Origin of the sequence: Polaromonas sp. (genome assembly GCF_039930745.1) — a bacterium.
GTDB lineage: Bacteria > Pseudomonadota > Gammaproteobacteria > Burkholderiales > Burkholderiaceae_C > Polaromonas.
Genome location: NZ_JBDTTH010000020.1, coordinates 29787 through 51586, shown reverse-complemented (window position 1 = coordinate 51586; position 21800 = coordinate 29787). Strand labels below are relative to the sequence as shown.

20 protein-coding genes are annotated in these 21800 nt (G+C 61.9%); 9 read left to right on the top strand and 11 right to left on the bottom strand.

Going from position 1 to position 21800, the window contains the following annotated elements:
- Window positions 1-52: 52 nt before the first annotated feature.
- The 3 genes from ABI660_RS09165 to ABI660_RS09155 all read right to left on the bottom strand — a co-directional run bounded on the left by ABI660_RS09165 (window position 53) and on the right by ABI660_RS09155 (window position 4321).
- Window positions 53-943 carry an amino acid ABC transporter substrate-binding protein gene (locus ABI660_RS09165; protein WP_348067122.1) on the bottom strand — a complete coding sequence of 297 codons (891 nt, stop codon included), beginning with the start codon at window positions 941-943 and terminating at the stop codon, window positions 53-55.
- Window positions 944-1353: 410 nt separating this feature from the next.
- Window positions 1354-2307 carry a LysR family transcriptional regulator gene (locus tag ABI660_RS09160; protein ID WP_348067120.1) on the bottom strand — a complete coding sequence of 318 codons (954 nt, stop codon included), beginning with the start codon at window positions 2305-2307 and terminating at the stop codon, window positions 1354-1356.
- 148 nt (window positions 2308-2455) lie between these two features.
- Window positions 2456-4321: an ABC transporter ATP-binding protein/permease gene (locus ABI660_RS09155; protein ID WP_348067118.1), complete on the bottom strand. Its 1866-nt coding sequence runs from the start codon at window positions 4319-4321 to the stop codon at window positions 2456-2458.
- A 48-nt stretch (window positions 4322-4369) separates the two neighbouring features.
- Here ABI660_RS09155 and ABI660_RS09150 point away from each other — a divergent pair, with 48 nt between their 5' ends.
- A complete protein-coding gene (locus ABI660_RS09150) occupies window positions 4370-4810 on the top strand; it encodes an acyl-CoA thioesterase (protein WP_348067116.1) in 441 nt (146 codons plus the stop codon).
- 52 nt (window positions 4811-4862) lie between these two features.
- Here the strand turns inward: ABI660_RS09150 and ABI660_RS09145 are convergent, their stop codons facing one another.
- Genes ABI660_RS09145 through ABI660_RS09135 form a run of 3 tightly spaced genes read right to left on the bottom strand, consistent with a single transcriptional unit; the run spans window position 4863 to window position 7440 of the window.
- Window positions 4863-5663, bottom strand: coding sequence for a crotonase/enoyl-CoA hydratase family protein (locus ABI660_RS09145; RefSeq protein ID WP_348067114.1), 801 nt, complete (start codon window positions 5661-5663; stop codon window positions 4863-4865).
- Window positions 5660-6049: a hypothetical protein gene (locus tag ABI660_RS09140; protein ID WP_348067112.1), complete on the bottom strand. Its 390-nt coding sequence runs from the start codon at window positions 6047-6049 to the stop codon at window positions 5660-5662. The genes ABI660_RS09145 and ABI660_RS09140 overlap by 4 nt, the downstream gene beginning before the upstream one ends.
- A complete protein-coding gene (locus ABI660_RS09135; protein WP_348067111.1) occupies window positions 6046-7440 on the bottom strand; it encodes an acyclic terpene utilization AtuA family protein in 1395 nt (464 codons plus the stop codon). Before ABI660_RS09135 ends, ABI660_RS09140 begins: the two co-directional genes overlap by 4 nt.
- A 125-nt stretch (window positions 7441-7565) precedes the next feature.
- On the opposite strand from ABI660_RS09135, the gene ABI660_RS09130 reads away from it, so the two are divergent.
- From ABI660_RS09130 to ABI660_RS09105, 6 genes are all read left to right on the top strand, one after another.
- Window positions 7566-8462: a branched-chain amino acid ABC transporter permease gene (locus tag ABI660_RS09130; protein WP_348067109.1), complete on the top strand. Its 897-nt coding sequence runs from the start codon at window positions 7566-7568 to the stop codon at window positions 8460-8462.
- Window positions 8463-8611: 149 nt separating this feature from the next.
- On the top strand, window positions 8612-9688 hold the full coding sequence (locus ABI660_RS09125) for a branched-chain amino acid ABC transporter permease (RefSeq protein WP_348067107.1): 1077 nt from the start codon (window positions 8612-8614) through the stop codon (window positions 9686-9688).
- Window positions 9685-10539 (top strand): ABC transporter ATP-binding protein, encoded by an 855-nt coding sequence (locus tag ABI660_RS09120; RefSeq protein ID WP_348067105.1) that lies wholly within the window; start codon window positions 9685-9687, stop codon window positions 10537-10539. The genes ABI660_RS09125 and ABI660_RS09120 overlap by 4 nt, the downstream gene beginning before the upstream one ends.
- Window positions 10536-11333, top strand: a complete 798-nt coding sequence (locus tag ABI660_RS09115) for an ABC transporter ATP-binding protein (protein WP_348067103.1) — start codon at window positions 10536-10538, stop codon at window positions 11331-11333. The genes ABI660_RS09120 and ABI660_RS09115 overlap by 4 nt, the downstream gene beginning before the upstream one ends.
- A gap of 204 nt (window positions 11334-11537) precedes the next feature.
- The gene (locus ABI660_RS09110; RefSeq protein ID WP_348067101.1) at window positions 11538-13394 is read left to right on the top strand and encodes a long-chain fatty acid--CoA ligase; all 1857 of its coding nucleotides are present in this window, start codon (window positions 11538-11540) and stop codon (window positions 13392-13394) included.
- 191 nt (window positions 13395-13585) lie between these two features.
- Complete coding sequence (locus ABI660_RS09105; protein WP_348067099.1) at window positions 13586-14743, top strand: ABC transporter substrate-binding protein; 1158 nt, start codon at window positions 13586-13588, stop codon at window positions 14741-14743.
- Window positions 14744-14843: 100 nt separating this feature from the next.
- Here the strand turns inward: ABI660_RS09105 and ABI660_RS09100 are convergent, their stop codons facing one another.
- Window positions 14844-15062, bottom strand: a complete 219-nt coding sequence (locus tag ABI660_RS09100; protein WP_348067097.1) for a hypothetical protein — start codon at window positions 15060-15062, stop codon at window positions 14844-14846.
- 111 nt (window positions 15063-15173) lie between these two features.
- On the opposite strand from ABI660_RS09100, the gene ABI660_RS09095 reads away from it, so the two are divergent.
- Together ABI660_RS09095 and ABI660_RS09090 are read left to right on the top strand one after the other, a co-directional pair.
- Window positions 15174-15830, top strand: a complete 657-nt coding sequence (locus ABI660_RS09095; protein ID WP_348067095.1) for a response regulator transcription factor — start codon at window positions 15174-15176, stop codon at window positions 15828-15830.
- Window positions 15827-17230, top strand: a complete 1404-nt coding sequence (locus tag ABI660_RS09090; protein WP_348067093.1) for a HAMP domain-containing sensor histidine kinase — start codon at window positions 15827-15829, stop codon at window positions 17228-17230. The genes ABI660_RS09095 and ABI660_RS09090 overlap by 4 nt, the downstream gene beginning before the upstream one ends.
- A gap of 15 nt (window positions 17231-17245) precedes the next feature.
- Here ABI660_RS09090 and ABI660_RS09085 read toward each other — a convergent pair whose 3' ends face one another.
- Genes ABI660_RS09085 through ABI660_RS09070 form a run of 4 tightly spaced genes read right to left on the bottom strand, consistent with a single transcriptional unit; the run spans window position 17246 to window position 21790 of the window.
- Window positions 17246-17734, bottom strand: coding sequence for a thioesterase family protein (locus tag ABI660_RS09085; RefSeq protein WP_348067091.1), 489 nt, complete (start codon window positions 17732-17734; stop codon window positions 17246-17248).
- Complete coding sequence (locus ABI660_RS09080; protein WP_348067089.1) at window positions 17731-18888, bottom strand: acyl-CoA dehydrogenase family protein; 1158 nt, start codon at window positions 18886-18888, stop codon at window positions 17731-17733. The genes ABI660_RS09085 and ABI660_RS09080 overlap by 4 nt, the downstream gene beginning before the upstream one ends.
- Window positions 18885-20990, bottom strand: a complete 2106-nt coding sequence (locus ABI660_RS09075; protein ID WP_348067140.1) for a biotin carboxylase N-terminal domain-containing protein — start codon at window positions 20988-20990, stop codon at window positions 18885-18887. Before ABI660_RS09075 ends, ABI660_RS09080 begins: the two co-directional genes overlap by 4 nt.
- 11 nt (window positions 20991-21001) lie before the next feature.
- Window positions 21002-21790: an enoyl-CoA hydratase-related protein gene (locus tag ABI660_RS09070; protein WP_348067138.1), complete on the bottom strand. Its 789-nt coding sequence runs from the start codon at window positions 21788-21790 to the stop codon at window positions 21002-21004.
- Window positions 21791-21800 lie beyond the last annotated feature (10 nt).

Here is a 21800-nt window from a genome sequence, read left to right as displayed (position 1 = left end):
CAACAGCCCCGCAATCCGGGTACGGATTGCGGGGCTGGACTTTCCGCTTGACTTACTTCTTGGCGTTGAAGTCTTCAGCAGGCTTGTCGTTGGGCGACTTGATCAGTTCCTTGAGCACGTTGCCCATGGCCAGGTTCACGCTGGTGTTCTTGGGCGGGATCGGGTTCATGAACCACTTGTCGTAGAGCTTGTTGATTTCGCCGTTCTTCATCATGCCCTGAATCTGGGCGTCCACCGCCTTCAGGAAAGCAGGGTCGTCCTTGCGGACCATGATGGCGATGGGTTCGACGTTCAGGGTTTCGCCAACGATGGCGTAGTCCTTGGGCGACTTGGACGAGGCAATCAGGCCGGCCAGGATGTTGTCGTCCATCACGAAGGCGTCAGCGCGGCCCGACTCCAGCAGCAGGAAGCTGTCGGCATGATCCTTGCCATAGACTTCCTTGAAGTTGACATCATTGGCACGCTCGTGCTTGCGCAACAGCGCCACCGACGTGGTGCCCGTGGTGGTGGCCAGGCTCTTGCCATTGAGTTGCGAAATGGACTTGATGCCCGATGCCACTTTGACGGCCGTGCGCACTTCGGTCACGAAGGTCGTGTAGGCGAAGCTCACGTCCTTCTGGCGCGTGGCATTGTTGGTGGTGGAGCCGCACTCGATGTCCACGGTGCCGTTTTGCACCAGTGGAATGCGGTTGGCCGAGGTCACGGGCGTGTACTCGATCTTGGCGGCCGGGGCCAGTGCCTTGATGATGTGCTCGCACAGTTCGACGTGGTAACCGGCGTACTTGCCGTCACCCAGAGTGTAGGACAGCGGAGCCGAGGACTCGCGAACGCCCATCACGATCTTGCCGGAAGCCTTGACTTTGGCGAGCGTGTCGGTGGCCTGGGCAAAAGCGCCGCTGCTGGCAAGCAAGGCAATGGATAAAGCGGCCAGTTTGAGTTTCATGGATTTTCCTTCGGGTTAAGTGAAACGATTGATGAACGCCATTCTAAGGAGGGGCATCGGGGCGAACCCCAAGGTTTACCCCAGCTTCTGGAACGGCATCGGGTGAACTGAACGGCTCCTCCGGAGGGAGGAGGAACAGGAAGTCGGCAGCGCGGGGTTGAGGCCTGGACGGTCGAAAGCAGTCAGCAGCAGATCAAACAAAAAACAGTCCCCAAGACAGTGCATGCGTTTATTGAGATGGAACACCAGCGTCATACCAAGCAGCCTTTGTGCCAACCGGCCGCCAACTTTCGCAGGTCCCGCCGGGGTGCACGCCACCCGCGTTTGCAGAACGTGACGGACTGTAGATTTAGGGACCATGAAAAGCCAATGCTGTTTGCGTGCAGCATTATGCATTTTGTTTATAACCACTAAGGGTTGCTACCAAGGCGCGGTTTGCCGGGTGCCTTGAGCTGGGCCTGGCTTTCCAGGTAGTGCCACAGCGCCTGCGCCGGACTTTTCGCCACGTCCTTGCCGACCGGCCGCTCGCGGTACACACGCACGTCCATGGTCATTTCCAGTCCCGGGCCGGCACTGACCAGCTTCTTGGCCCGAAGTTCTTTCTTGACGGCGCTGAAGGGCAAAAACGCAATGCCGTGGCCTTCGAGCGCCATCGCCTTGAGGCCTTCGGCCATGTCGGTTTCGTACACCCGGTCCAGATGGATGGCGGTGCTCGACTGCTTGAGGATCAGGTCCACCACCCGGCCCAGATAGGCGCCCGGGGCATAACCCAGGTAAGGCAGCGGCTGGCCGGCCCGGCCCGGCAGCCTGAACAACGGTGACCCATCGACGTCGGCCTTGACGAAAGGCGCCAACACCTCCTGCCCCAGGCTGACCATCTCGTAACGGTCGGCATCCAGCTGGAAAGGCTGGGAATCGTGGTGATAGGCAATCAGCAGATCGCAGCTGCCTTCGACCAGGCGCAGCACGGCGTCGTGGACATTAAGCGCAATCAGCCGGCTTTTCATGGGGCCAAACTTCTCGCGCAGGCTGCTGACCCAGGCCGGAAAGAAAGTGAAGGCCAGGGTGTGCGGCACGGCGAATTCGATGACGTCATGGCCGGCCGAATTGTGGCCGCGCAGCATGGCGCGGGTTGACTGCAGGCTTTGCAGCATTTCCAGCGATTCGCTGTATAAGGTTTCTCCGGCCGGTGTCAGGCGTGTCGGGTAGGAGCTCCGGTCCACCAGGTCGGTGCCGGCCCATGCCTCCAGTGCCTGGATGCGGCGCGAGAACGCCGGTTGCGTCACATGCCGCAGCGTGGCCGAGCGGCTGAAACTGCGGGTTTCAGCGAGACTGACGAAATCTTCCAGCCATTTGGTTTCCATGCTTTTTATTATGCGAGCGCGGCTCACGCTTTTGTCTACGGAAATCCCTCATGGCGGGAAGAAGCTCCAGACCGAGCCAGGATTGCTACTAAATAGATAGCTATCAGCCACCGCCCATCAAGGGCTGGAGACCTAAAACACTTAAAATCTATTCGGAACTCTGCTGCAGCGCCCACATGGCCGCATACCGCCCGCGCAGGGCCAGCAGGGCGGCGTGGGTGCCGCGCTCGATGATCTGGCCGGCTTCCATCACGAGAATTTCATGCGCATCAACCACCGTGGACAGCCGGTGCGCCACCACCAGGGTGGTCTTGTTTTCGGCAATGCTACGCAGCTCGGCCTGGATGGCGCGTTCGTTGGCCGAATCCAGCGCCGAGGTGGCTTCGTCAAAAATCATGATGGGCGGGTTTTTCAGCAGGGTGCGGGCAATCGCCACGCGCTGCTTTTCGCCGCCCGAGAGTTTCAGGCCGCGCTCGCCGACCATGGTGGCGTAGCCGGCCGGCGTCGAAGTAATGAAGTCGTGGATGCGGGCGGCGCGCGCGGCTTCTTCCACCTGGGCGCGGCTGGCGCCGGGCTGGCCATAGGCGATGTTGTATTCGACCGTGTCGTTGAAGAGCACGGTGTCCTGCGGCACGATGCCGATGGCCTGGCGGATACTGGCTTGCGTCACCTGCTTGATGTCCTGGCCGGCCACAGTGATGCGGCCTTGCTGGACGTCATAAAACCGGAACAGCAGACGCGCCAGCGTGGACTTGCCGGCGCCGGAAGACCCCACCACAGCCACTGTTTTGCCCGGCGGTATCTCAAAGCTGATGTTGTGCAGGATGGGCCGGGACGCCTCGTAGGCAAAACTGACATTTTCGAAGCGTACGGAAGAGTCCAGCAGCGGGGAGCCCTCACCCCGGCCCTCTACCAGCGGGAGAAGGTGGAAGACCAAGGGCTGCGCGCCGGGTTCGTCGGCGATCTCGCGTTCTTTCTCCATCAGGGTGAACATCTTCGACAGATCGGTCAGGCTCTGCTTGATCTCGCGGTAGAGCACGCCAAGGAAGCCCAGCGGAATGTAGAGCTGGATCATGAAGGCATTGACCATGACCAGGTCGCCCAATGTCATGCGGCCATCCACCACGCCCTGAGTGGCGCGCCAGAGCATGGCCACCAGCCCGGCGGCAATGATCAATTGCTGACCGGTGTTGAGCAGGCTCAGCGTGGTCTGGCTCTTGACGGCGGCGGCACGGTAACGCTTGAGGTTTTCGTCGTAACGGTGTGCCTCGAACTCTTCGTTGTTGAAGTACTTGACGGTTTCGTAGTTGAGCAGCGAGTCGATGGCGCGGCTGTGCGCCGAGGAGTCGAGTTCGTTCATTTCCTTGCGGAACTTGGTGCGCCATTCCGTCACCGTGACGGTAAAGGTGATGTAGAACACCAGCGCGATGATGGTGATGCCGGCAAACCAGACATCGAACTTGACCGCCAGCAGGGTCAGCACCAGCGTCACTTCTATCAGCGTCGGGATGATGCTGTAGAGAGAATAGGAAATCAGCGAATGCACACCGCGCGTGCCGCGTTCGATATCGCGTGTCATGCCGCCGGTCTGGCGTTCCAGGTGAAAGCGCAGGCTCAGCGCGTGCAGGTGACGAAACACCTCCAGCGAAATGCGGCGCGCTGCGCCTTCGGTGGCTTTGGCGAACACCAGTTCGCGCAGCTCGGTGAAGAGCGAGGTGGACAGCCGCAGCAGGCCGTAACCCACCAGCAGCGCGGCCGGCACCACCAGCACGGCCTGCACGTCGCCCGGTTTGAAGCTCATCGCATCCACCAGGTTTTTCAGCAGCAGCGGCACGCCAACGTTGGCCACTTTGGCGCCCACCATGAAGGCCAGGGCGGCCAGCACCCGCCATTTGTAATCCCAAAGATAGGGAAACAGGCGTTGCAGCGTGGCCCAGTCAGAGCGGTTTATTTCAGGTTTAGGGGGCGAGCCGGGAACGGGCGTCGGTTCGGTGGCGGGGGCATAGGAGCGCATCGGAGACAATTGTCCTGTTGTTTTAATTTTCCAATACTGATTGTGCCTATGTCTGATGAATCCAGCCTTCCCCCTGACCCGCTGAGTGTCAAGCTGCCCCTGGACAAGGAGCTGGTGCTCAAGGTGATTCCCATGCCGGCGGACTGCAACGCCAACGGTGACATCTTCGGCGGCTGGGTCATGGCCCAGGTCGACCTGGCCGGCTCGGTGATTCCGGCGCGTTATGCCGAGGGCCGCATGGCCACGGTTGCGGTCAATGAGTTCATCTTCAAGCAGCCGGTGCGGGTCGGTGACATCCTGTCTTTCTATTCAGAACTCACCCGGGTGGGCCGCACGTCCATGACGGTCAAGGTCGAGGTGTATGCCGAGCGCTTCCGTTCGCAGGGGCGCTATATCAAGGTCACCGAGGCCAGCGTGACCTATGTGGCCATCGACGACAACGGCCAGCCGCGGCCGGTGCCGCCCTCTTCTCTGCCGCGTCCGCTATAGTTTTTATAGCTGACAGCGTCCATGCAGCAAGGGCTGGAGGCCAATTTCATCACTAAAACCTGCCGTGCCGCCCCTGGCCGCCGGCGAAACGGGCGGCGTCCTGCAGGCCTTCGCCTATGCAGCCGCTGCCCCGGTCCCACTCCTGCTTGAGTGCCTGTGGCAAGGGCAGGTTCCACTGCGCGTAGGCACTCTGGCGGTCGGCCAGCATGGTCTTCTGGGGAAACTTCGCGAGCTGGTGCGCGAGCACCAGCGCCGCTTCACGCGCCGTGCCCGTGGGCACCACCCGGTTGCATAGCCCCATCTGCAGGGCTTCTGCTGCCTCGACCTTGCGGCCGGTCAGGATCAGGTCCATGGCACGGCCCATGCCGATCAGGCGCGGCAGGCGCACGGTGCCGCCGTCAATCAGCGGCACGCCAAAACGGCGGCAATAAACGCCGAAATAGGCGTCTTCGTCCATCACGCGCATGTCGCACCACAATGCCAGCTCCATGCCGCCGGCCACAGCCGCGCCGCTGACCGCGGCAATCACGGGTTTGGACAGCAGCAGACGGGACGGTCCCATCGGGCCGAGCGGCTGGTGGTCGTCAGCCTCAAAGTCCAGCCCGGCAAACACATCTGATTCACCACCCTGTGATTCGCGCAGCATCTTCGCGCCAGACTGCAAGTCCCAGCCGGCGCAAAAATGGCCGTGGGCACCGTGGAACACCGCGACTTTCGCGCTGATGTCTGCATCGAACGCCAGGAAAGCTTCATGCAAGGCGTGGGCATGTTCGCTATCCACCGCGTTGCGCACGTCGGGCCGGTCCAGCGTGATGATGGTCACCTCGCCTTGCTTCTCTGTATGTGCGCTCACGCCTTGTCTCCCCACCAGCCGACACGCGGTGCGGCAAGGCAAGCGGCCAGCTCGTCGGCATTGACATTGATTTCCATGCGCAGCAAGGCTGCCGCCATGGACTTGCCCAGGTTGTCCAGGCGCAGGTTGCGCGCGCCGCCGCCCTGCAAGGCGTCGTGCAGTACCAGCTTGATCGCCAGGATGTTCGGCAGGTACCAGCACTCGACTTCACCCGGCAGCCAGGGTGCAAAGTGGGTCTGTACGCGCTGCGCCGTCACCTCGCGCGCCAGCACGGCGTAACCTGCCGCATTCCAGGCAAACAGGCCGAAGTCCACCCAGTCGGCCTTGTCGCCACTGCGCGCATGGGCCAGCCGGGCCAGCTGTATTTTTTGGGCAGGTGTGTTCATGTCTGCTGCATCTCCACACATGTCTTCGGCTCAACGAGGCTGCGGTCTATCAGTGCCGGCCAGATGCCCAGCAGCTCGCTGGTGTTGTGCAGGCCGTGGAAACCGCAGGTGTAAGCCGGGCCGCTCAGCCCCATCCACGGGAACAGGCGGCCAAAACCGTCCGCGGTTTTTTTGTCGCGCGTGCGCAGCACCATGCGCACCCAGACTTCGTTGAGGTCAGCCAGCGCCGCGGCATCGGGCATGGGCGCCAGCGCACCATGGGCTGAATTGAGTCCTGGAAACTCGACAAACAGGGCTTCATGCGGCACCGCCTTGTCGGCCAGCTGGCTCTTGACCATCTCCACCGCCGCCAGCGCCTTGTCATAGGCATCGGGCCAGCTGAAGCCCCAAGTCACCTCAGCCTTGAACCCATCGCGGTAGCCACCGACCACCTTGAGCTGGCCGGTACGTGGATGGCCGGTGGCGCCCGTCATGCGCACCCGGTCCTGGCCCAGGTCTTCCAGATGAACCGTGGACAGGTCCAGCACCACGTCGGGCGACACATAGCGGTTCGGGTTGTGCACTTCATACAGCAGCTGCTGTCGCACGGTGTCAAAGTTGATGCGTCCGCCAGTGCCCGGCGCCTTCATGATCACCGCTTCGCCATCCTCGCTGACCTCGGCGATCGGATAACCGATGTGTGCCAGATCGGGAATGCCCTTCCAGGCCTGCAGGCTGCCGAAGTTGCCACCACTCCCCTGTCCCGAACACTCCAGCAGGTGCCCGACCGCCAGGCCCTGCGCCAGGCGATTCAGATCGGCAGGCGTCGTCGGGGCCGGGCCGTCGCCAAGGTTCCAGTCGAACTCATGCACCAGCGGCGCGAGAAAAAGGGCGGCGTCGGCCACACGTCCGGTGATCACGATGTCGGCACCCTGCTGCAGTGCAGAAACAATCGGACGCGCGCCGAGATAGGCATTGGCAAACACCATGCGCTCACGCACGGAATCGAAAGGCGCGCCGTTGAACATGTGTGCCGGTGCGAGCCCGGGAAGCTGCGCCATGACTTCGTCGCCTGTCACAACGGCGACGCGCGCGGTCCATCCTTTTGCAGAAAAAGCATCACGAACGGCGGCCGCAGCACCGGCCGGATTGAGCCCGCCGGCATTGCAGATGAAGCGTACCTTTCGCTGCGCCATCGCCGGCCACAAACGCATGAGCATGGGCACCACGTCCCTGGCGTAGCCGAGGGAAACATCGCGCTGCAGGTCCTTCTGCAGGATGGCCAGTGTGAGCTCTGCGAGGTGGTCGCTGGCGATGTACTGGACACCACCGCGCTCGATGCTTGCAAGCACCGGCTCCCATGCGTCTCCGTAGAAACCCAACCCGGCACCAATCCGGATTGATTTTTTCATTGAATGCAGCTCATGATCAGTCCCGTCAGATTCGAGTCAGGAAGAAAAGCGGCGTGTCCCGCCTTCCGGCTATTGGTTTATTTTTACCAAGCGCCTGCTTTGTAAAAAATAATTGTGGAGTAAAAGTGCAGTTATTGCAATTGATCATCAGCGGCATCGCGCAAGGCTGCATTTACGGGCTCATCGCCCTTGGCTTCGTCCTCATCTACAAGGCCACCGAGACGGTCAGCTTCGCCCAGGGCGAGCTCATGATGCTGGGCGCCTTCGGCGGCCTGGCCTGCATGACCATGCTGGGTTTTCCGTTCTGGCTTTCCATCCTGAGCGCCATCGCCGGCATGGCCCTGTTCGGTGTGTTGCTCGAGCGGCTGGTGATACGCCCCATCCTGGGCCAGCCGGCTTTTTCCATCGTGATGCTGACCATTGGCGTCGGCTACGTGGCACGCGGGCTGATCACCATGATCCCCGGCATAGGCACCGAAACCCACATCCTGCCCGTGCCCTACAAGGACATGATCTGGCAAATCGGCGGCGATGCCAATGCGCAAGGCGCGTTGATCCTCAATGTCGAGCAGATGGTGGTGATTGCCAGCACGGCGTTGATGTGCCTGATTCTATTTGCACTGTTCAAGTACAGCAAGCTGGGCATTGCCATGCAGGCCTCGTCGCAGAACCAGCTCGCTGCTTACTACATGGGCATTCCGGTCAAGCGGCTTAACGGCCTGGTCTGGGGACTGGCTGCCGCGGTGGCCGCCGTGGCGGGCCTGCTGCTGGCGCCGATCACCTTTGTCCATGCCAACATGGGTTTCATCGGGCTGAAGGCTTTTCCGGCGGCGGTGGTCGGCGGCTTCGGCAGCCTGCCTGGCGCCATTGTGGGCGGCTTGATCATCGGCATCGTGGAATCGCTGGCAGGCTTCTACGCCCCAGACGGCATCAAGGACATAGCGGCCTACGTGGTGGTGCTGATCATGTTGATGGTCAAGCCCAACGGCCTGTTCGGCGAGAAATTACGGAAAAAGGTATAGGTATGGCCCCCACGCTTTTCACTTCGTGTAATGCGCTGCCCCCCGAGGGGGCCGCTGCGCCTGCGGGCCGGCAAAGCCGGACCCGCGGCCCCTGCTGGAAAAAGAGTATCCCGCTCCCGTTTTCAGTGCACTCATAAAAAACAGAACACATGCGCTTCATATTTAAAACTGACTACGGGCAGGACATCAAGCTTGCCAAGCACGGCGGCCATATCTTCTGGTACAGCGCGCTGCTGCTGCTGCTGGTGGCCGCGCCCTGGCTCTTTGCCGAGTACTGGCTGGCTCAGCTGACCTTCATCCTGATTTATTCCATTGCCGGCCTGGGGCTGATGCTGCTGGCCGGGTTCACAGGTCTGTTTTCGCTGGGGCACGCGGCCTTTCTCGGCGTCGGCGCCTACACACAGGCGGTCATGACCAATGCGGGCGTGCCTTTTCCGATTGCGCTGGCGTGTGCGGCAGGGCTGTCCGCTGCCGTAGGCCTGGTGGTCGGGTTGCCGGCCCTGCGCGTCAAGGGCATCTACCTTGGCATTGCCACGCTGTCCTTCGGCTTTATCGTCGAGGAAGTGTTTGCACGCTGGGAAAAAGTCACCGGCGGCAACTCGGGCATCCACATCAAGGCGCCCGACCTGTTCGGCTGGAAGCTGAGCAGCGGGGAAGAGTTTTATTTCCTCTGCCTGGTGATCGCTATCGGCGCCACGCTGGCGATTCTGAACTTGCTGCGCTCACCAACAGGCCGCGCATTTGTTGCCATTCGCGATTCGGAAATTTCGGCACAGAGCATGGGCATTCACCTGGCCCGCTACAAGACACTGTCGTTTGCGCTGTCGGCCGCACTGGCCGGCATTGCCGGGGCGCTCTATGCCCACAAGCTGCAGTTCATCTCGCCTGACCAGTTCAACATTCTGCAGTCCATCGACCTGCTGCTGATGATTGTGGTCGGCGGCCTGGGTTCGGTGCACGGGGCTTTCCTGGGCGCCATCTTCCTGATTTCGATGCCGCAGGCCATCGCGCTGGTCAAAGACTACCTGCCGGCCTTCATCGGGCAAGCCCCGGGTCTGCAGGGCCTGGTGTACGGCCTGGTGCTGATTGGTTTTGTCCTGTTTGAACCCCTGGGTCTGTATGGGCGCTGGCTGAAGATCCGCACCTACCTGCAGACCTTTCCCTTCTACCGCAAGGGCATGTTCAAGCGCCAGAAATCTTTTCAAAAATCAGATCGCCTGAAATGAGCCAGATACAAGAAACCGCCGGGCAGCCCCTGCTGTCGGCACGCAATCTCAGCGTCCGCTTTGGCGGCGTGCTGGCTGTGAACAATGTCAGCTTCGATGTCAAGCAGGGCGAGGTGTTCACCCTGATCGGCCCCAACGGCGCCGGCAAGACAACGGTATTCAACCTGATCAGCCGCATCTATACACCGACCTCCGGCGAGATCAAGTACCTGGGTGCCAAACTGATCGACCAGCCGCCGCACAAGATTGCCGCGCTGGGCATCGCCCGCACCTTTCAGAACATCGAACTGTTTGAGCATGCGACCGTGCTGCACAACCTGCTGATCGGGCGGCATACGCATCGGCAAACCGGCTTGTGGAGCGAAATTTTCTTTACGAAGAAAACACGTGAAGCTGAACTGCAGGCACGTGAAAAGGCCGAGCAGATCATTGACCTGCTGGACCTGCAGCACCACCGCGATTCCTATGTGGCCGGCCTGCCCTACGGTGTTCGCAAGGTAGTGGAGCTGGCCCGGGCCTTGTGCACCGAACCCAAGCTGCTGCTGCTTGACGAGCCTTCCTCGGGGCTCAATGTGGAGGAAACCGACGACATGGCCTTCTGGATCCAGGACATCAAGAACGAACTGGGCATCACCGTGCTGATGGTCGAGCACGACATGACACTGGTCTCCAAGGTGTCCGACCGCGTGCTGGCGATGAACCAGGGCGAAGTGCTGGCCATGGGCACGCCACGCGAAGTGCAGAACGACCCTGGCGTGATCGAGGCCTACCTGGGCTCCATCGACGATGTGTCCTCGCTGCGCCGGCAGCACCAGCCGGTCAACTTGCATAGAGGGGAAATCCGCTCATGAGCGCCGTACCTCCACCGGTGAGCGACCAGCCCGTGCTCAAGCTGCTCAACGTCGAAAGCTCCTACGGCCCGATCAAGGCCATACGCGGCGTCAGCCTGCAGGTGCGCCGCGGCGAAATTGCCACCGTGCTGGGTTCCAATGGCGCGGGCAAGACCACCATCCTGAAAACCATCTCCGGCATCATCGACCCGCGCAAAGGCTCCATCGAGTTCAAGGGTGGCAACATCACCGCGCAGGACCCGGCCTACATCGTGCAGCAGGGCCTGAGCCATGTGCCCGAAGGCCGCGAAGTGTTCCCGCTGCTCAGCGTGCGCGACAACCTGCTGATGGGCGCCTACACCCGCAAGGACCGTGACGGCGTGAACCGGGATATCGAAGCGGTGTTCGGCTACTTTCCGATCCTGCGTGAACGCGCGCTGCAGGACGCTGGCCTGCTGTCGGGCGGGCAGCAGCAGATGCTGTCGATCTCGCGCGCACTGATGGCGTCGCCCGACTTGATCCTGCTGGACGAACCCAGCCTGGGCCTCAGCCCCAAACTGACCAAGGAAATCTTCGAGATCGTGGTGCGCATCAACCGCGAACGCGGCACCACCATCTTGCTGGTCGAGCAGAACGCCAACATGGCCCTGAACGCCTCCGACTACGGCTACGTGCTGGAGAACGGCCGCATTGTGATGGAAGACACCTGTGCCCGCCTGCGGGAAAAGGAAGACATCAAGGAGTTCTACCTCGGCATGAAGGAAGACGGCGTGCGCAGCGAGCGCCGCTGGAAGAAAAAGAAAACATGGCGGTAAGTAGGACGCCCCCCCAAGCGGCCTTCGGCCGCCCCGAACAGCCGCCAGAGGCGGCAGCTCTTCGGGTCCGTCCAAGCCTGCACAGGCTGGCTTGGAGCCGCGGCCCTCAGCCCCCACTGGGGGACGCCACTGGCGGCCCGGCAAAGCCGGTTCCGCGGCGGCCTGGAATTAATTCAACTGTCGCCTCTGGCCGTGGAGCTCGAAATGTCTAATCTTTGGGATTTGTCCCACATTCAGCCAGAAACCCGCGTGGTGCTTGAAGGTGAAACCATTCCGGAACTGTTCTGGAACGGTGTGGCGCAGCGCCAGGACAAGGTCTGGATGCGCCAGAAAAAACTGGGCATCTGGCGCAGCTGGTCCTGGAACCAGACCGGCGAAGCCGTACGCGAGATCGCCGGCGGTCTGATCAGCCTGGGTTTTGCGCCTGGTGAATGCGCTTCCATTCTCTCGAACACGGTGATCGAATGGGTACTGGCCGATCTGGCCGTCCTGAGCTGCGGCGGCGTGGCCAACGGCATTTACCCGACCGATGCAGCGTCGCAGGTGCATTACCTGTGCGAAGACTCGCGCACGACCATCCTGTTTGTCGAAGACGACGAGCAGCTCGACAAGGCCCTGGAAGTGCGCACGCAGCTTCCCGGGCTGCGCAAGATTGTGGTGTTTGACATGGAAGGCCTGCGCGACCTCGACGAGGCGGATGTCATCAGCCTGGCCGGCCTGCGCGAACTGGGCCGCAGCTATGTGGCGCAGCATCCCGATGCCGTGGAGACGCGTGTCAAGGCCTGCCGGCCTGAAAACCTGGCCATCCTGGTCTATACCTCGGGCACCACCGGCAAACCCAAGGGGGCCATGCACAGCCACCGCGGGCTGGTGTTCACAGCGCGCGGCTACAACACCCTGGTGGCGCAGGACGAGAACGATGAGCGTATGTGCTTCCTGCCGCTGTGCCACATTGCCGAACGCATGGGCGGCGAGTACTTTGCCATGTACACGGGGGCCAAACTCAACTTTGTCGAAAACCCTGAAACCATTCCTGAAAACGTGCGCGAAATTGCGCCCACGGTGTTTACCGCCGTGCCGCGCGTCTGGGAGAAGTTCTACTCGGGTGTGATGATCGCGCTCAAGGAGGCCAGCCGCCTGCAGCAAGCCGCCTACGCCTGGGGCATTGGCGTGGGCAGCGAGATCGCCGACAAGGTCATGGCCGGCCAGCCGGTGAGCAGCTCACTCAAGCTGAAGTTCACCATCGCCCGGTGGATCGCCCTGGACAACGCGCGCAAGCTCATAGGCATCCACCGCGCCCGCTTCTGCGTGACCGGCGCCGCCCCCATTTCCCCGGAATTGGTCAAGTGGTACATGGCGCTCGGCGTGCCCATGCTCGAGGTCTGGGGCATGACGGAAACCTGCGGCGCCTCGACGGGTGTGCCGGCCAGCCGTATCAAGCCCGGCTCCATCGGCCCGGCCGCAGGTTACAACGAGGTCAAATTGGACCCGGCGACCGGTGAAATCCTGGTGCGTGGCCCGAACGTCTTCATGGGTTACCTGAACCTGCCGGAGAAGACCGCGGAAACCATTGATGCCGATGGCTGGCTCCACACCGGCGACGTCGGTCTTGTGGACGAAGAAGGTTTTTACCGCATCACCGACCGCATGAAAGACATCATCATCACAGCCGGCGGCAAGAACGTAACCCCCAGCGAGCTGGAAAACGAGCTGAAGTTTTCGCCTTACATCACCGATGCGGTGGTGATCGGCGACAAACGGCCTTACCTGACCGCGATCATCATGATCGACCAGGAAAACGTCGAGAAATACGCGCAGGACAACGACGTGCCTTTCAGCAACTATCAGAGCCTGACGCGCTCCACAGAGGTCCAGGAACTGATCCAGGCTGAGCTGGACCGGGTCAACAAAAAGTTCGCACGCGTCGAGCAGATCAAGAAGTTTTTCCTGCTTGAAACGCAGCTGAGCGCGGAAGACGAAGAACTGACACCAACCATGAAGCTCAAACGCAAGCTGGTCGAGAAAAAATACGCCGACACCATCGAAGCGATGTACCGCTAAAACTGGCCCGGATCAGGAACAACTCCAGCAGGGTCGCGCATGTGACAAAACCCTCCCCTCGGACGGTCTTTTTCCTGAAGCATGAACTGCGATGGCAGGGCTGCCCCCTAAGTGAATACGCCAGCTTGACAGGCGCGGGCGAAGGTTAAGAATGCCTAGCTGCAAGCACCCTAGTTTTACAGGAGACATCAATGAAATTCAAAACCACTCTGGCACTGGCCGTCCTGGCGCTCAGTACCAGCTACGCCACAGCCCAGCAAGGCGTGAGCAAGACCGAGATCACCCTGGGTTCGATCCAGGACCTGTCCGGACCGATTGCGGGCTTTGGCAAACAGGCCCGGCTGGGCATGCTGCTGCGGGTTGACGAGATCAATGAGCAGGGCGGCATCAACGGCCGCAAGCTGAAAATCATCGTCGAAGACTCGGCCTATGACCCGAAAAAAGCCGTGCTGGCCGCCCAGAAGCTGGTCAACCAGGACAAGATTTTCATGATGGTCGGCCACATCGGCACGGCGCAAAACCTGGCGGCCATGCCCGTCCAGTTCGACAAGAACGTGATCAACTTCTTCCCCATCACCGCAGCGCGCGAGATGTACGAGCCCTTTCACAAACTCAAGTACTCGTTCGCCGCCACCTACTTCGACCAGATGCGCAACGCAGCGCCCAAACTGGCCAAGGAAAAAGGCGTCAAGAAGGTCTGCACCATGTACCAGGACGACGAGTTCGGCCTGGAAGTGATGCGCGGCGGTGAAGCCGGCCTCAAGACCATCGGCATGGAGTTCGCTGAAAAAACATCTTACAAACGCGGGGCCACCGATTTCTCGTCCCAGGTCGCCAAGATGAAAGCCGCGGGTTGCGAGATGGTTGTGCTCGGCACCATCATTCGCGAAACCATTGGCGCCATCGGTGAATCACGCAAAACCGGTTTCAACCCGGTGTTTCTGGGCTCCAGCGCGGCTTACACGGACCTGATCCACAAGCTGGGCGGCCCGGCCATGAACGGCTTGTACGCCACCATGACGGTGCAGAACCCTTACCTGGACGAGGCTTCGCAGCCGATCCGCTTCTGGGCCAACAAGTACAAGACCAAGTTCAACGAAGACCCGACCGTCTTCTCGGTTTACGGCTACATCATCATCGACACCTTTGCCAGGGCAGCTCAAAAGGCCGGCCCCAACCTGACAACCGACAGCTTCATCAAGGTCATGGACACCCTGTCCAGCCCACCAGACATGTTCGGCGGCGCGCCGTCCAGCTTTTCGCCCACCAAGCGCTTGGGCAGCGATGCCTCGCGCCTCTCACAAATTACCGACGGCAAATGGAAAGTGATGTCCGACTACATCAATTAAGCGTCCAAACGCTGCACGCAGAAGAAAGCCACCTCCGGGTGGCTTTCCTTATGCCTGATCGTCCTGTGACCTATTCAAGCCTCCGAGTGGCAAGCCAGGATCAAGGCATTGCCTGCTTCAAGCGCAGCCCGCCAATCACGCGGTCGGGCGTCCCGCTGGCCGAGATGGCGGGTGTTGAAATCACGATTGTTCTGGGGCACCGCGCCGCGCTGCTCGAGACGTTGTGGCTCGGCCCCGTCCCGGTGCCGTCAAGACAACCCAAAAGCACCATTGCCAGACATATAGCGGCGATGTCCACGACCGTCACGGATTTTTCCACGTCCCCTCCTTGCAACAGGGCAAATTCTGGTCGCCTCCACCTTTACGCCAGCCAAAATCGCGACCTTCTGTCTTTGGCTTTTCTTAAGCTTGGAGCAGGCACAATCGCGCGATGCATATCCTGCTCATCGAAGACGACATGGATTTGGGGCGGGCCTTGCAATCTGCGCTCAAGGTCGAAGGGCTGACCAGCGAATGGCGGCGCCGGGCAGTTGATGCGCCTCGCGGCGTCGATGCCAGTTTCGTGGACTGCATCCTGTTGGACCTGACTTTGCCTGATGGAAGCGGCTTCGATCTGCTGGCGCGCTGGCGGCGGGAGGGAGTCCAGGTGCCCATCATCGTCATCACAGCGCGATCCGCCGTGGAGGACCGCCTGGCAGGGCTTGACGGCGGCGCCGACGACTTTGTGGTGAAACCTTTTGCCATTGCCGAGCTGATCTCCCGCATCCGCGCCGTGCTGCGGCGCGCGGCGCGCCAGGCTAGCGAAACCTGGACGCTGGGGGACCTGGTCATCGAACCCCGACGTCACCAGGCTCAGCGCTGCGGCGAGCCCATCGAGTTGTCTGGACGCGAGTTCCAGCTACTGCTCGAACTGGCGCGCGAACCCGGAGCCGTGGTCGCCAAGGGCGTGTTGGCGCAAAAACTCGATCCCCTGGGTGAACCGGTCAACTTCAGTGCCATCGAAGTCCACGTCTCCAACCTGCGCCGCAAGATTGGGGCCGAGCGCATCCGTACCGTGCGGGGTGTGGGTTACATGTTGGCATCATGAACCCGTGGCTGAAAAAGGCTCATGCCTTCCTGGTTGAACCCACGCTGGCGCGGCGCAGTGTCCTGATGGTGATGCTGGCCTTTGTTCTGGTGTGGGCCGTCCTGCTGGGATACATCTATATCCAGGCCAAACAAACCATAGCCAACAACTCGGGCTTCCAGAAATTCGGCAATGCGCTGACTCTCGCGCTGACCGATGTGGATGACCGTGCGCAAGCCACCTCCGTCGTTGCGGCGACAGCAGTATGGGTCAATATCCGCCGCCGTGAAATCGGTGTGCTGCCGGGCCGCATGCTGTTTGAGCTGCTAGATCGCAACGGGCAGCGAATATACGCATCTGCTGCGCTCGAGACCCAGACACTGGACCGCAGGCAAGCGCAACTGGCGGAGCAGGTGTTGCATGGCGAGATCTACCGCGTGTACCAGGGAGATACACCACGGTGGAAACTGCGAATCGCAGAACCCAAACGCAGCGACGCTGACCTGTTGGCGTACAACGGGCGTTTCATACTGCCTTACCTGCTACTGGCATTACCCTTCGTGCTGCTGCCGGTTTCGCTTTCGGTGCGCCACGGCCTGCGTCCCCTGAAGGAGTTGGCTGCGCGTATTTCACGGCGCAATGCCAATGATCTCGATCCCGTGGACTTCAAGGCCCGGCATCGCGAACTCAAACCTTTGGTGCACGCGCTCGATGCCATGCTGATCCAGTTGCGCCAGAAAGTGGAGCGCGAACGCGCCTTTGTTCACGACGCTGCCCATGAAATCAGGACGCCGATGGCGGTGATCGCCGCTCAGGCACATGCCTTGTCAGGGGCAACCAACAGCCAGGACCGGGAACACGCGCAAGCTCACCTCGAACAGGCGATCGCACGCGCTTCCCATCTCACCCAGCAGTTGCTTGAGCTCGCATCGCTGGATGATGCGCAACGTGCCGCACCCAGGCAGGTCGATGCCGCACAGCTCGTGCGGCAAATCATTGCGCAGGCCGCGCCGCAAGCCATGAAGCGCAGCATCGACTTGGCGCTTGACGCCCCCGACAGTCTGACAGCGCGCATCGATGTCCCGGCCTTCCAGTCGATTGTGGAAAACCTTCTCAACAATGCATTGCGTTATGTGCAGGGCGGCGCGCAAGTGGCTGTGACGCTAAAGGACTGCGACGATGGTGATGTCAGCAGCCTCATGTTGTCCGTCGAAGACGACGGGCCCGGCATTGCCGCCGCAGACCGCCAGCTTGTGTTTGAACGCTTTTACCGAGCTGTAAATCCCGAAACACCTGGCTCCGGCCTTGGTTTGGCCATTGTCAAACAGGCCGTCACCCGGATGGGAGGAAGTGTGCTTGTTTCTACTGGCCTGAAAGACCAGGGAGCGGGATTCCACGTGTCTCTTCCGCTGGTGCGGTAGGCACAACACGCGCTTTCAGGAGACGATGTAAGCCCCTGCCCCGGTGGACAGCAGTTTGCCGTCGGCACCCAGAAACTCCATGCGGGTGCTCGCCACGCGCGAGCCCAGGCGCATCACTTCGGCACGCAACTCAAAATACTCGCCGATGCCGGGGCGCAGGTAGTCCACACGCAGATCGATGGTGCCTAGCTTGCTGAAGCGCTGGAGGCGCTGCAGCGGCGACTCGTCCATGTGGCGGGCACCGATGGCGGCCATCACGGCCAGCCCGCCCATGGCGTCCAGACCCGCGCTGATCACCCCGCCATGGATGCGGTTGTGTGCATAGTGGCCGATCAGGTGTTCCCCCATGGTGATGCGGGCGGTGACGCGGTCCGGCTTGAGCGAGGTGATCTTCAGCCCCAGCACGCGGTTGAAGGAGATCTTTTCCTCAAAAAGCGTTTTCAGGCCGGCAACAAACTCGGGCTCGAAGTCAATCGCAGCAGTGGCAGGAGGGGTGGACGTCATAGGCCCAATTGTCGTGCAGCCAGGTCTTTCATGATTTCCTCGGCACCGCCGCCAATCATCATGACCTTGACCTCGCGGTAAATGCGCTCGCTTTTGGTGCCGCGCATGAAACCCATACCGCCCAGGATCTGCACCGCCTGGTCAGCGCAGAACTGCATGGTTTGCGTCGCATGGTTCTTCAGCATGCAGACATGGGCCACCCAGTCGGGGCTCTGGTCCCCGTCATCGGCGCGATCCGCCACCGCATCAACCCAGGCCTGAGTGGAAGCAATGCGCATCTGCATGTCCACCAGCTTGTGGCGAATCACCTGCTTGTCGACCAGCGTGCTGCCGAAGGTCTTGCGCTGGCGCGCCCAGTCCAGTGCCTCGTCGTAACAGGCCTGGGCAAAACCCAGCGCCGCGGCCGACATTCCCATGCGCTCGCCATTGAAGTTGCCCATGATGATCTTGAATCCACTGCCCTCCTCGCCCAGAAGATGGCTGGCCGGCACACGCACGCCATCAAAGCGCAACTGCGCGGTGTCCGAACACCACCAACCCATTTTCTCCAGCCGGCTGCGGGACAGGCCTGGGCTGTCGCCAGGCACGAGGACCATCGAAATGCCGCTTGAGCCTTTGCTGCCGGCGTCACCGGTGCGCACCGCCACCGTGATGAAATCTGCGCGCATGCCCGAGGTGATGAAGACCTTCTCTCCATCGATCACATAATCGGCCCCATCACGCCGCGCAGTGGCGCGCAGCGCCGCAACGTCCGAACCACCGCCGGGTTCCGTGATCGCCAGCGCCGCAATCTTTTCCCCACGCAGTACTTGCGGAATCACCGCCTGCTGCAGCGCCATCGATCCATAAGCGAGTACCGGCGGCAGGCCAATGTTGTGCGAGAACAGGCTGGCCAGTACACCGCCGCTACCGCCGTAGCGGCACAGGGCCAGGGTCATCGCATTGCGCAGCCGCCAGGATGCCGGGGTGCCACCCAGCGCTTCCGGGTAGCCGAGCGCCAGCAGGCCCAGTTCGGCCGCCTGGCGGTACAGGGCACGCGGGAATTCGCCAGCGTCGTCCCACTGGCCGACATGTGGTGCGATCTCGCGCTGGGCAAAACGTTTGACCGACTCCGTGATGTCGGCCCATGTCTCCGGATCAACAGTGGGGATCATGCTTCGAACCTCAACAAAACCTGGCCCGGCGTCGTCTGCTGGCCGGGCTCCACCGCAACGGCGGCCACGACGGCATCACGCGTCGCGCAGACCGCGTGTTCCAGCTTCATTGACTCAATCACCAGCAGCGTGTCGCCGCGTTTGACCGATGCCCCGGCGCCGACCCTGACAGCGATCACCTTGCCATTGAAGGGAGCCTTCAGTTCCGTGGCCTGGCTGCCGGAAGAAACCCCGGCCGCGGGTTCAAAACTCACGTCCTGCAGCCAGACGTCGGTAGCCCCGACCTGCACATGCCAGCGCCCGTCGGCGACTTGGCAAGCCCGCACCGTGTTGCCGAGGCCATCAATCGTGACCCGCGTCTGCCCCGCACCAACACGCACACAGGAGGCGGTCTGCCGCACCGAGCCGGCAGAAACATCCAGGCCGCCCTGGCCGGTTTCCGTGACGTGGACAGTGAACACCCGCTCGCCGTGCAACATGCGCAGGGTTTTTGTAAACGGGCATGGCAAAAACTGCGCCGCACCGTCGCCGAAGTGCAGGCCCAGAACAGCGGGCAACAATACCTGCGCCTGCCGCTCCTGCAAGTTTGTCCGGATGCTGTCGCCGTGTTCGGCCAGAAAGGGAATCAGGGCCTGGCCCGCGCGGAACACCGGGTGCCCCAGGCAGGCGGCCAGGAAGGCACGGTTGGTCGGCAAGCCCAGCACTTGCGTGTTGGCCAGGGCTGAGATCATCTTCTCGATGGCTTCGCCACGGCTGGCTCCGTGAACAATGAGTTTGCCCAACATGGAGTCGTAATGCGGCGTAACCTCGCCGCCGACCTGCAGCGCATGGTCAAACCGCGCATGCCCAGGTTCGGCGAAATGCTGAACCCGTCCCGCATGCGGCGCAAAGTGGTCGTCCTCGGCGCACAGTCGCACTTCGATCGCGTGCCCACGAAACACCACCTCTTCCTGGTGCAACGGCAGAGCCTCGCCTTGTGCAATACGCAATTGCCACTCCACCAAGTCCAGGCCGGTCACAGCTTCCGTAACGGGATGCTCCACCTGCAGCCGCGTGTTCATTTCCATCAAATAGAAATTAGCCCCCACGCTCCCCACTTCGTGTGGTTCGCTGCACCTTGCAGGCCGCCGCTCGCCGGAGGCTTCGCTTCTGGTGCCTGTCCAAACCTGCGCGGGCAGGTTCGGAGCCGCAGGCACCAGCCCCGGGGGGGCGCTGCGCCTGCGGCCCGGCGAAGCCGGTTCCGCGGCCCCGGCTGGTAAAAAGGGAGCCTCCACTAAAAACTCCACCGTACCGGCGCCCACATACCCGGCCGCCTGCGCCAGCGCCACCGCACAGGCACCCATGCGTTCGCGCAGCTCGGCGTTCACTGCCGGGCTCGGTGACTCCTCGATCAGCTTCTGGTGGCGCCGCTGCACCGAGCAGTCGCGCTCACCCAGGTGGATGCAGTGACCGTACGCATCGGCAAACACCTGCACCTCCACATGGCGCGGCTGCAGCAGTGCGCGTTCGAGCAGCAACTCGCCACTACCAAAAGACGACAGGGCTTCGGAGCGTGCACTCGCCAGCGACGCCTGCAACTGGGACGGCTCCAGCACCAGGCGCATGCCGCGGCCACCACCACCCGCCGTGGCCTTGACCATCACCGGGTAGCCGATGCGTTCGGCCTCGGCGGCAAAACGGGCGTCAGACTGGTCCGCGCCCTGGTAACCGGGCAAACAGGACACTTTTTTTTCGAGGGCGAGTTGTTTGGCGGCCGCCTTGTTGCCCAGCGCGCGTATCGCATCCGGCGGCGGGCCGACCCAAACCAGGCCGGCGTCCAGCACCGCCTGTGCAAAGTCGGCGTTTTCGCTCAGGAAGCCGTAGCCTGGGTGCACGGCATCGGCCCCCGAGACCTTCGCGGCGGCCAACACCTTGTCGATGCGAAGGTAGGTGTCGGCCGAGGAATCACCGACCAACGCCACGGCGCCGCCAGCTTCGTGCACATGCAGGGCCTGCGCGTCAGCATCGGAATACACGGCCACCGTCGAAATCCCCATGCGGTGCGCGGTGCTGATAATGCGGCGGGCGATTTCGCCCCGGTTCGCAATCAACAAGCGGTGAATCGTCATGGCAGTCATGCTGCCCACCCGGGCTTGCGCTTTTGCGCAAAGGCTGCCAGCCCTTCGGCGGCTTCCGGGCTGCGCAAATTTGCTGCAAATTTGATAGCTGCTTGCGCAGGCAGGTCATGGACTGAGGCCTGATTCAGTATGAAAAGTAAAGCCTTGGTGTGGGCCACGGCACCCGGGGCCGCGCGCCGCAGGGTGCTGATGCGACTGGCCACTGCGGCCAGCAGATCATCAGCGACCTCGTCAACCAGGCCTTGGGCCAGGGCTTGTTGCGCAGAAAGTTTTTCTCCGGACAACATCATCTGCCGCGCCAGCCTGTCGCCCAGGCGCCGATGTACAAAAGGCGCAATCTGGGCCGGCACGATGCCCAGCGTCACTTCCGGCGTGGCAAACACTGCGGAAGGTGTCGCCAGCACAAAGTCCCCGCAGCACACCAGCCCCAAGCCTCCGCCCATGGCCGGCCCGTCCACCGCCACCAGCAGCAGCTGCGGCAGCGCGCCCAAGGCGTTGAGCAGATGGCCGAAGCCGGCATTCATCGCGATCAGGGGGTCGGTTTCTCCGGCCGGAAGCGCCTGGCCTATCGATTGGGCAAAACCACCCAGGCTGCCGCCCGCACAGAAGGAGCCGGCGCTGCCTTGCAGCACGACGAAGCGCAAGGCCGTGTCCTGCGCGGCGCGTTCGCAGGCCTGTGCCAGCGCCGCCACCACCTCGTCGGTCAGCGCGTTGCGTTTGGCCGGGTCGTTAAGGGTCCAGTGCTCAACTTCTCCGGACCGGAAAATCTGCAGCTTGTCGCTCATGGCCGTCGTC

Coding starts and splice junctions, on each gene's coding strand:
- ABI660_RS09105 (WP_348067099.1), top strand. CDS start 13,586: ATGAAATTCAAAACCACTCTGGCACTGGCCGTCCTGGCGCTCAGTACC.
- ABI660_RS09160 (WP_348067120.1), bottom strand. CDS start 2,307: ATGGAAACCAAATGGCTGGAAGATTTCGTCAGTCTCGCTGAAACCCGC.
- ABI660_RS09125 (WP_348067107.1), top strand. CDS start 8,612: ATGCGCTTCATATTTAAAACTGACTACGGGCAGGACATCAAGCTTGCC.
- ABI660_RS09115 (WP_348067103.1), top strand. CDS start 10,536: ATGAGCGCCGTACCTCCACCGGTGAGCGACCAGCCCGTGCTCAAGCTG.
- ABI660_RS09070 (WP_348067138.1), bottom strand. CDS start 21,790: ATGAGCGACAAGCTGCAGATTTTCCGGTCCGGAGAAGTTGAGCACTGG.
- ABI660_RS09135 (WP_348067111.1), bottom strand. CDS start 7,440: ATGAAAAAATCAATCCGGATTGGTGCCGGGTTGGGTTTCTACGGAGAC.
- ABI660_RS09140 (WP_348067112.1), bottom strand. CDS start 6,049: ATGAACACACCTGCCCAAAAAATACAGCTGGCCCGGCTGGCCCATGCG.
- ABI660_RS09080 (WP_348067089.1), bottom strand. CDS start 18,888: ATGATCCCCACTGTTGATCCGGAGACATGGGCCGACATCACGGAGTCG.
- ABI660_RS09110 (WP_348067101.1), top strand. CDS start 11,538: ATGTCTAATCTTTGGGATTTGTCCCACATTCAGCCAGAAACCCGCGTG.
- ABI660_RS09120 (WP_348067105.1), top strand. CDS start 9,685: ATGAGCCAGATACAAGAAACCGCCGGGCAGCCCCTGCTGTCGGCACGC.
- ABI660_RS09095 (WP_348067095.1), top strand. CDS start 15,174: ATGCATATCCTGCTCATCGAAGACGACATGGATTTGGGGCGGGCCTTG.
- ABI660_RS09090 (WP_348067093.1), top strand. CDS start 15,827: ATGAACCCGTGGCTGAAAAAGGCTCATGCCTTCCTGGTTGAACCCACG.
- ABI660_RS09155 (WP_348067118.1), bottom strand. CDS start 4,321: ATGCGCTCCTATGCCCCCGCCACCGAACCGACGCCCGTTCCCGGCTCG.
- ABI660_RS09150 (WP_348067116.1), top strand. CDS start 4,370: ATGTCTGATGAATCCAGCCTTCCCCCTGACCCGCTGAGTGTCAAGCTG.
- ABI660_RS09165 (WP_348067122.1), bottom strand. CDS start 943: ATGAAACTCAAACTGGCCGCTTTATCCATTGCCTTGCTTGCCAGCAGC.
- ABI660_RS09085 (WP_348067091.1), bottom strand. CDS start 17,734: ATGACGTCCACCCCTCCTGCCACTGCTGCGATTGACTTCGAGCCCGAG.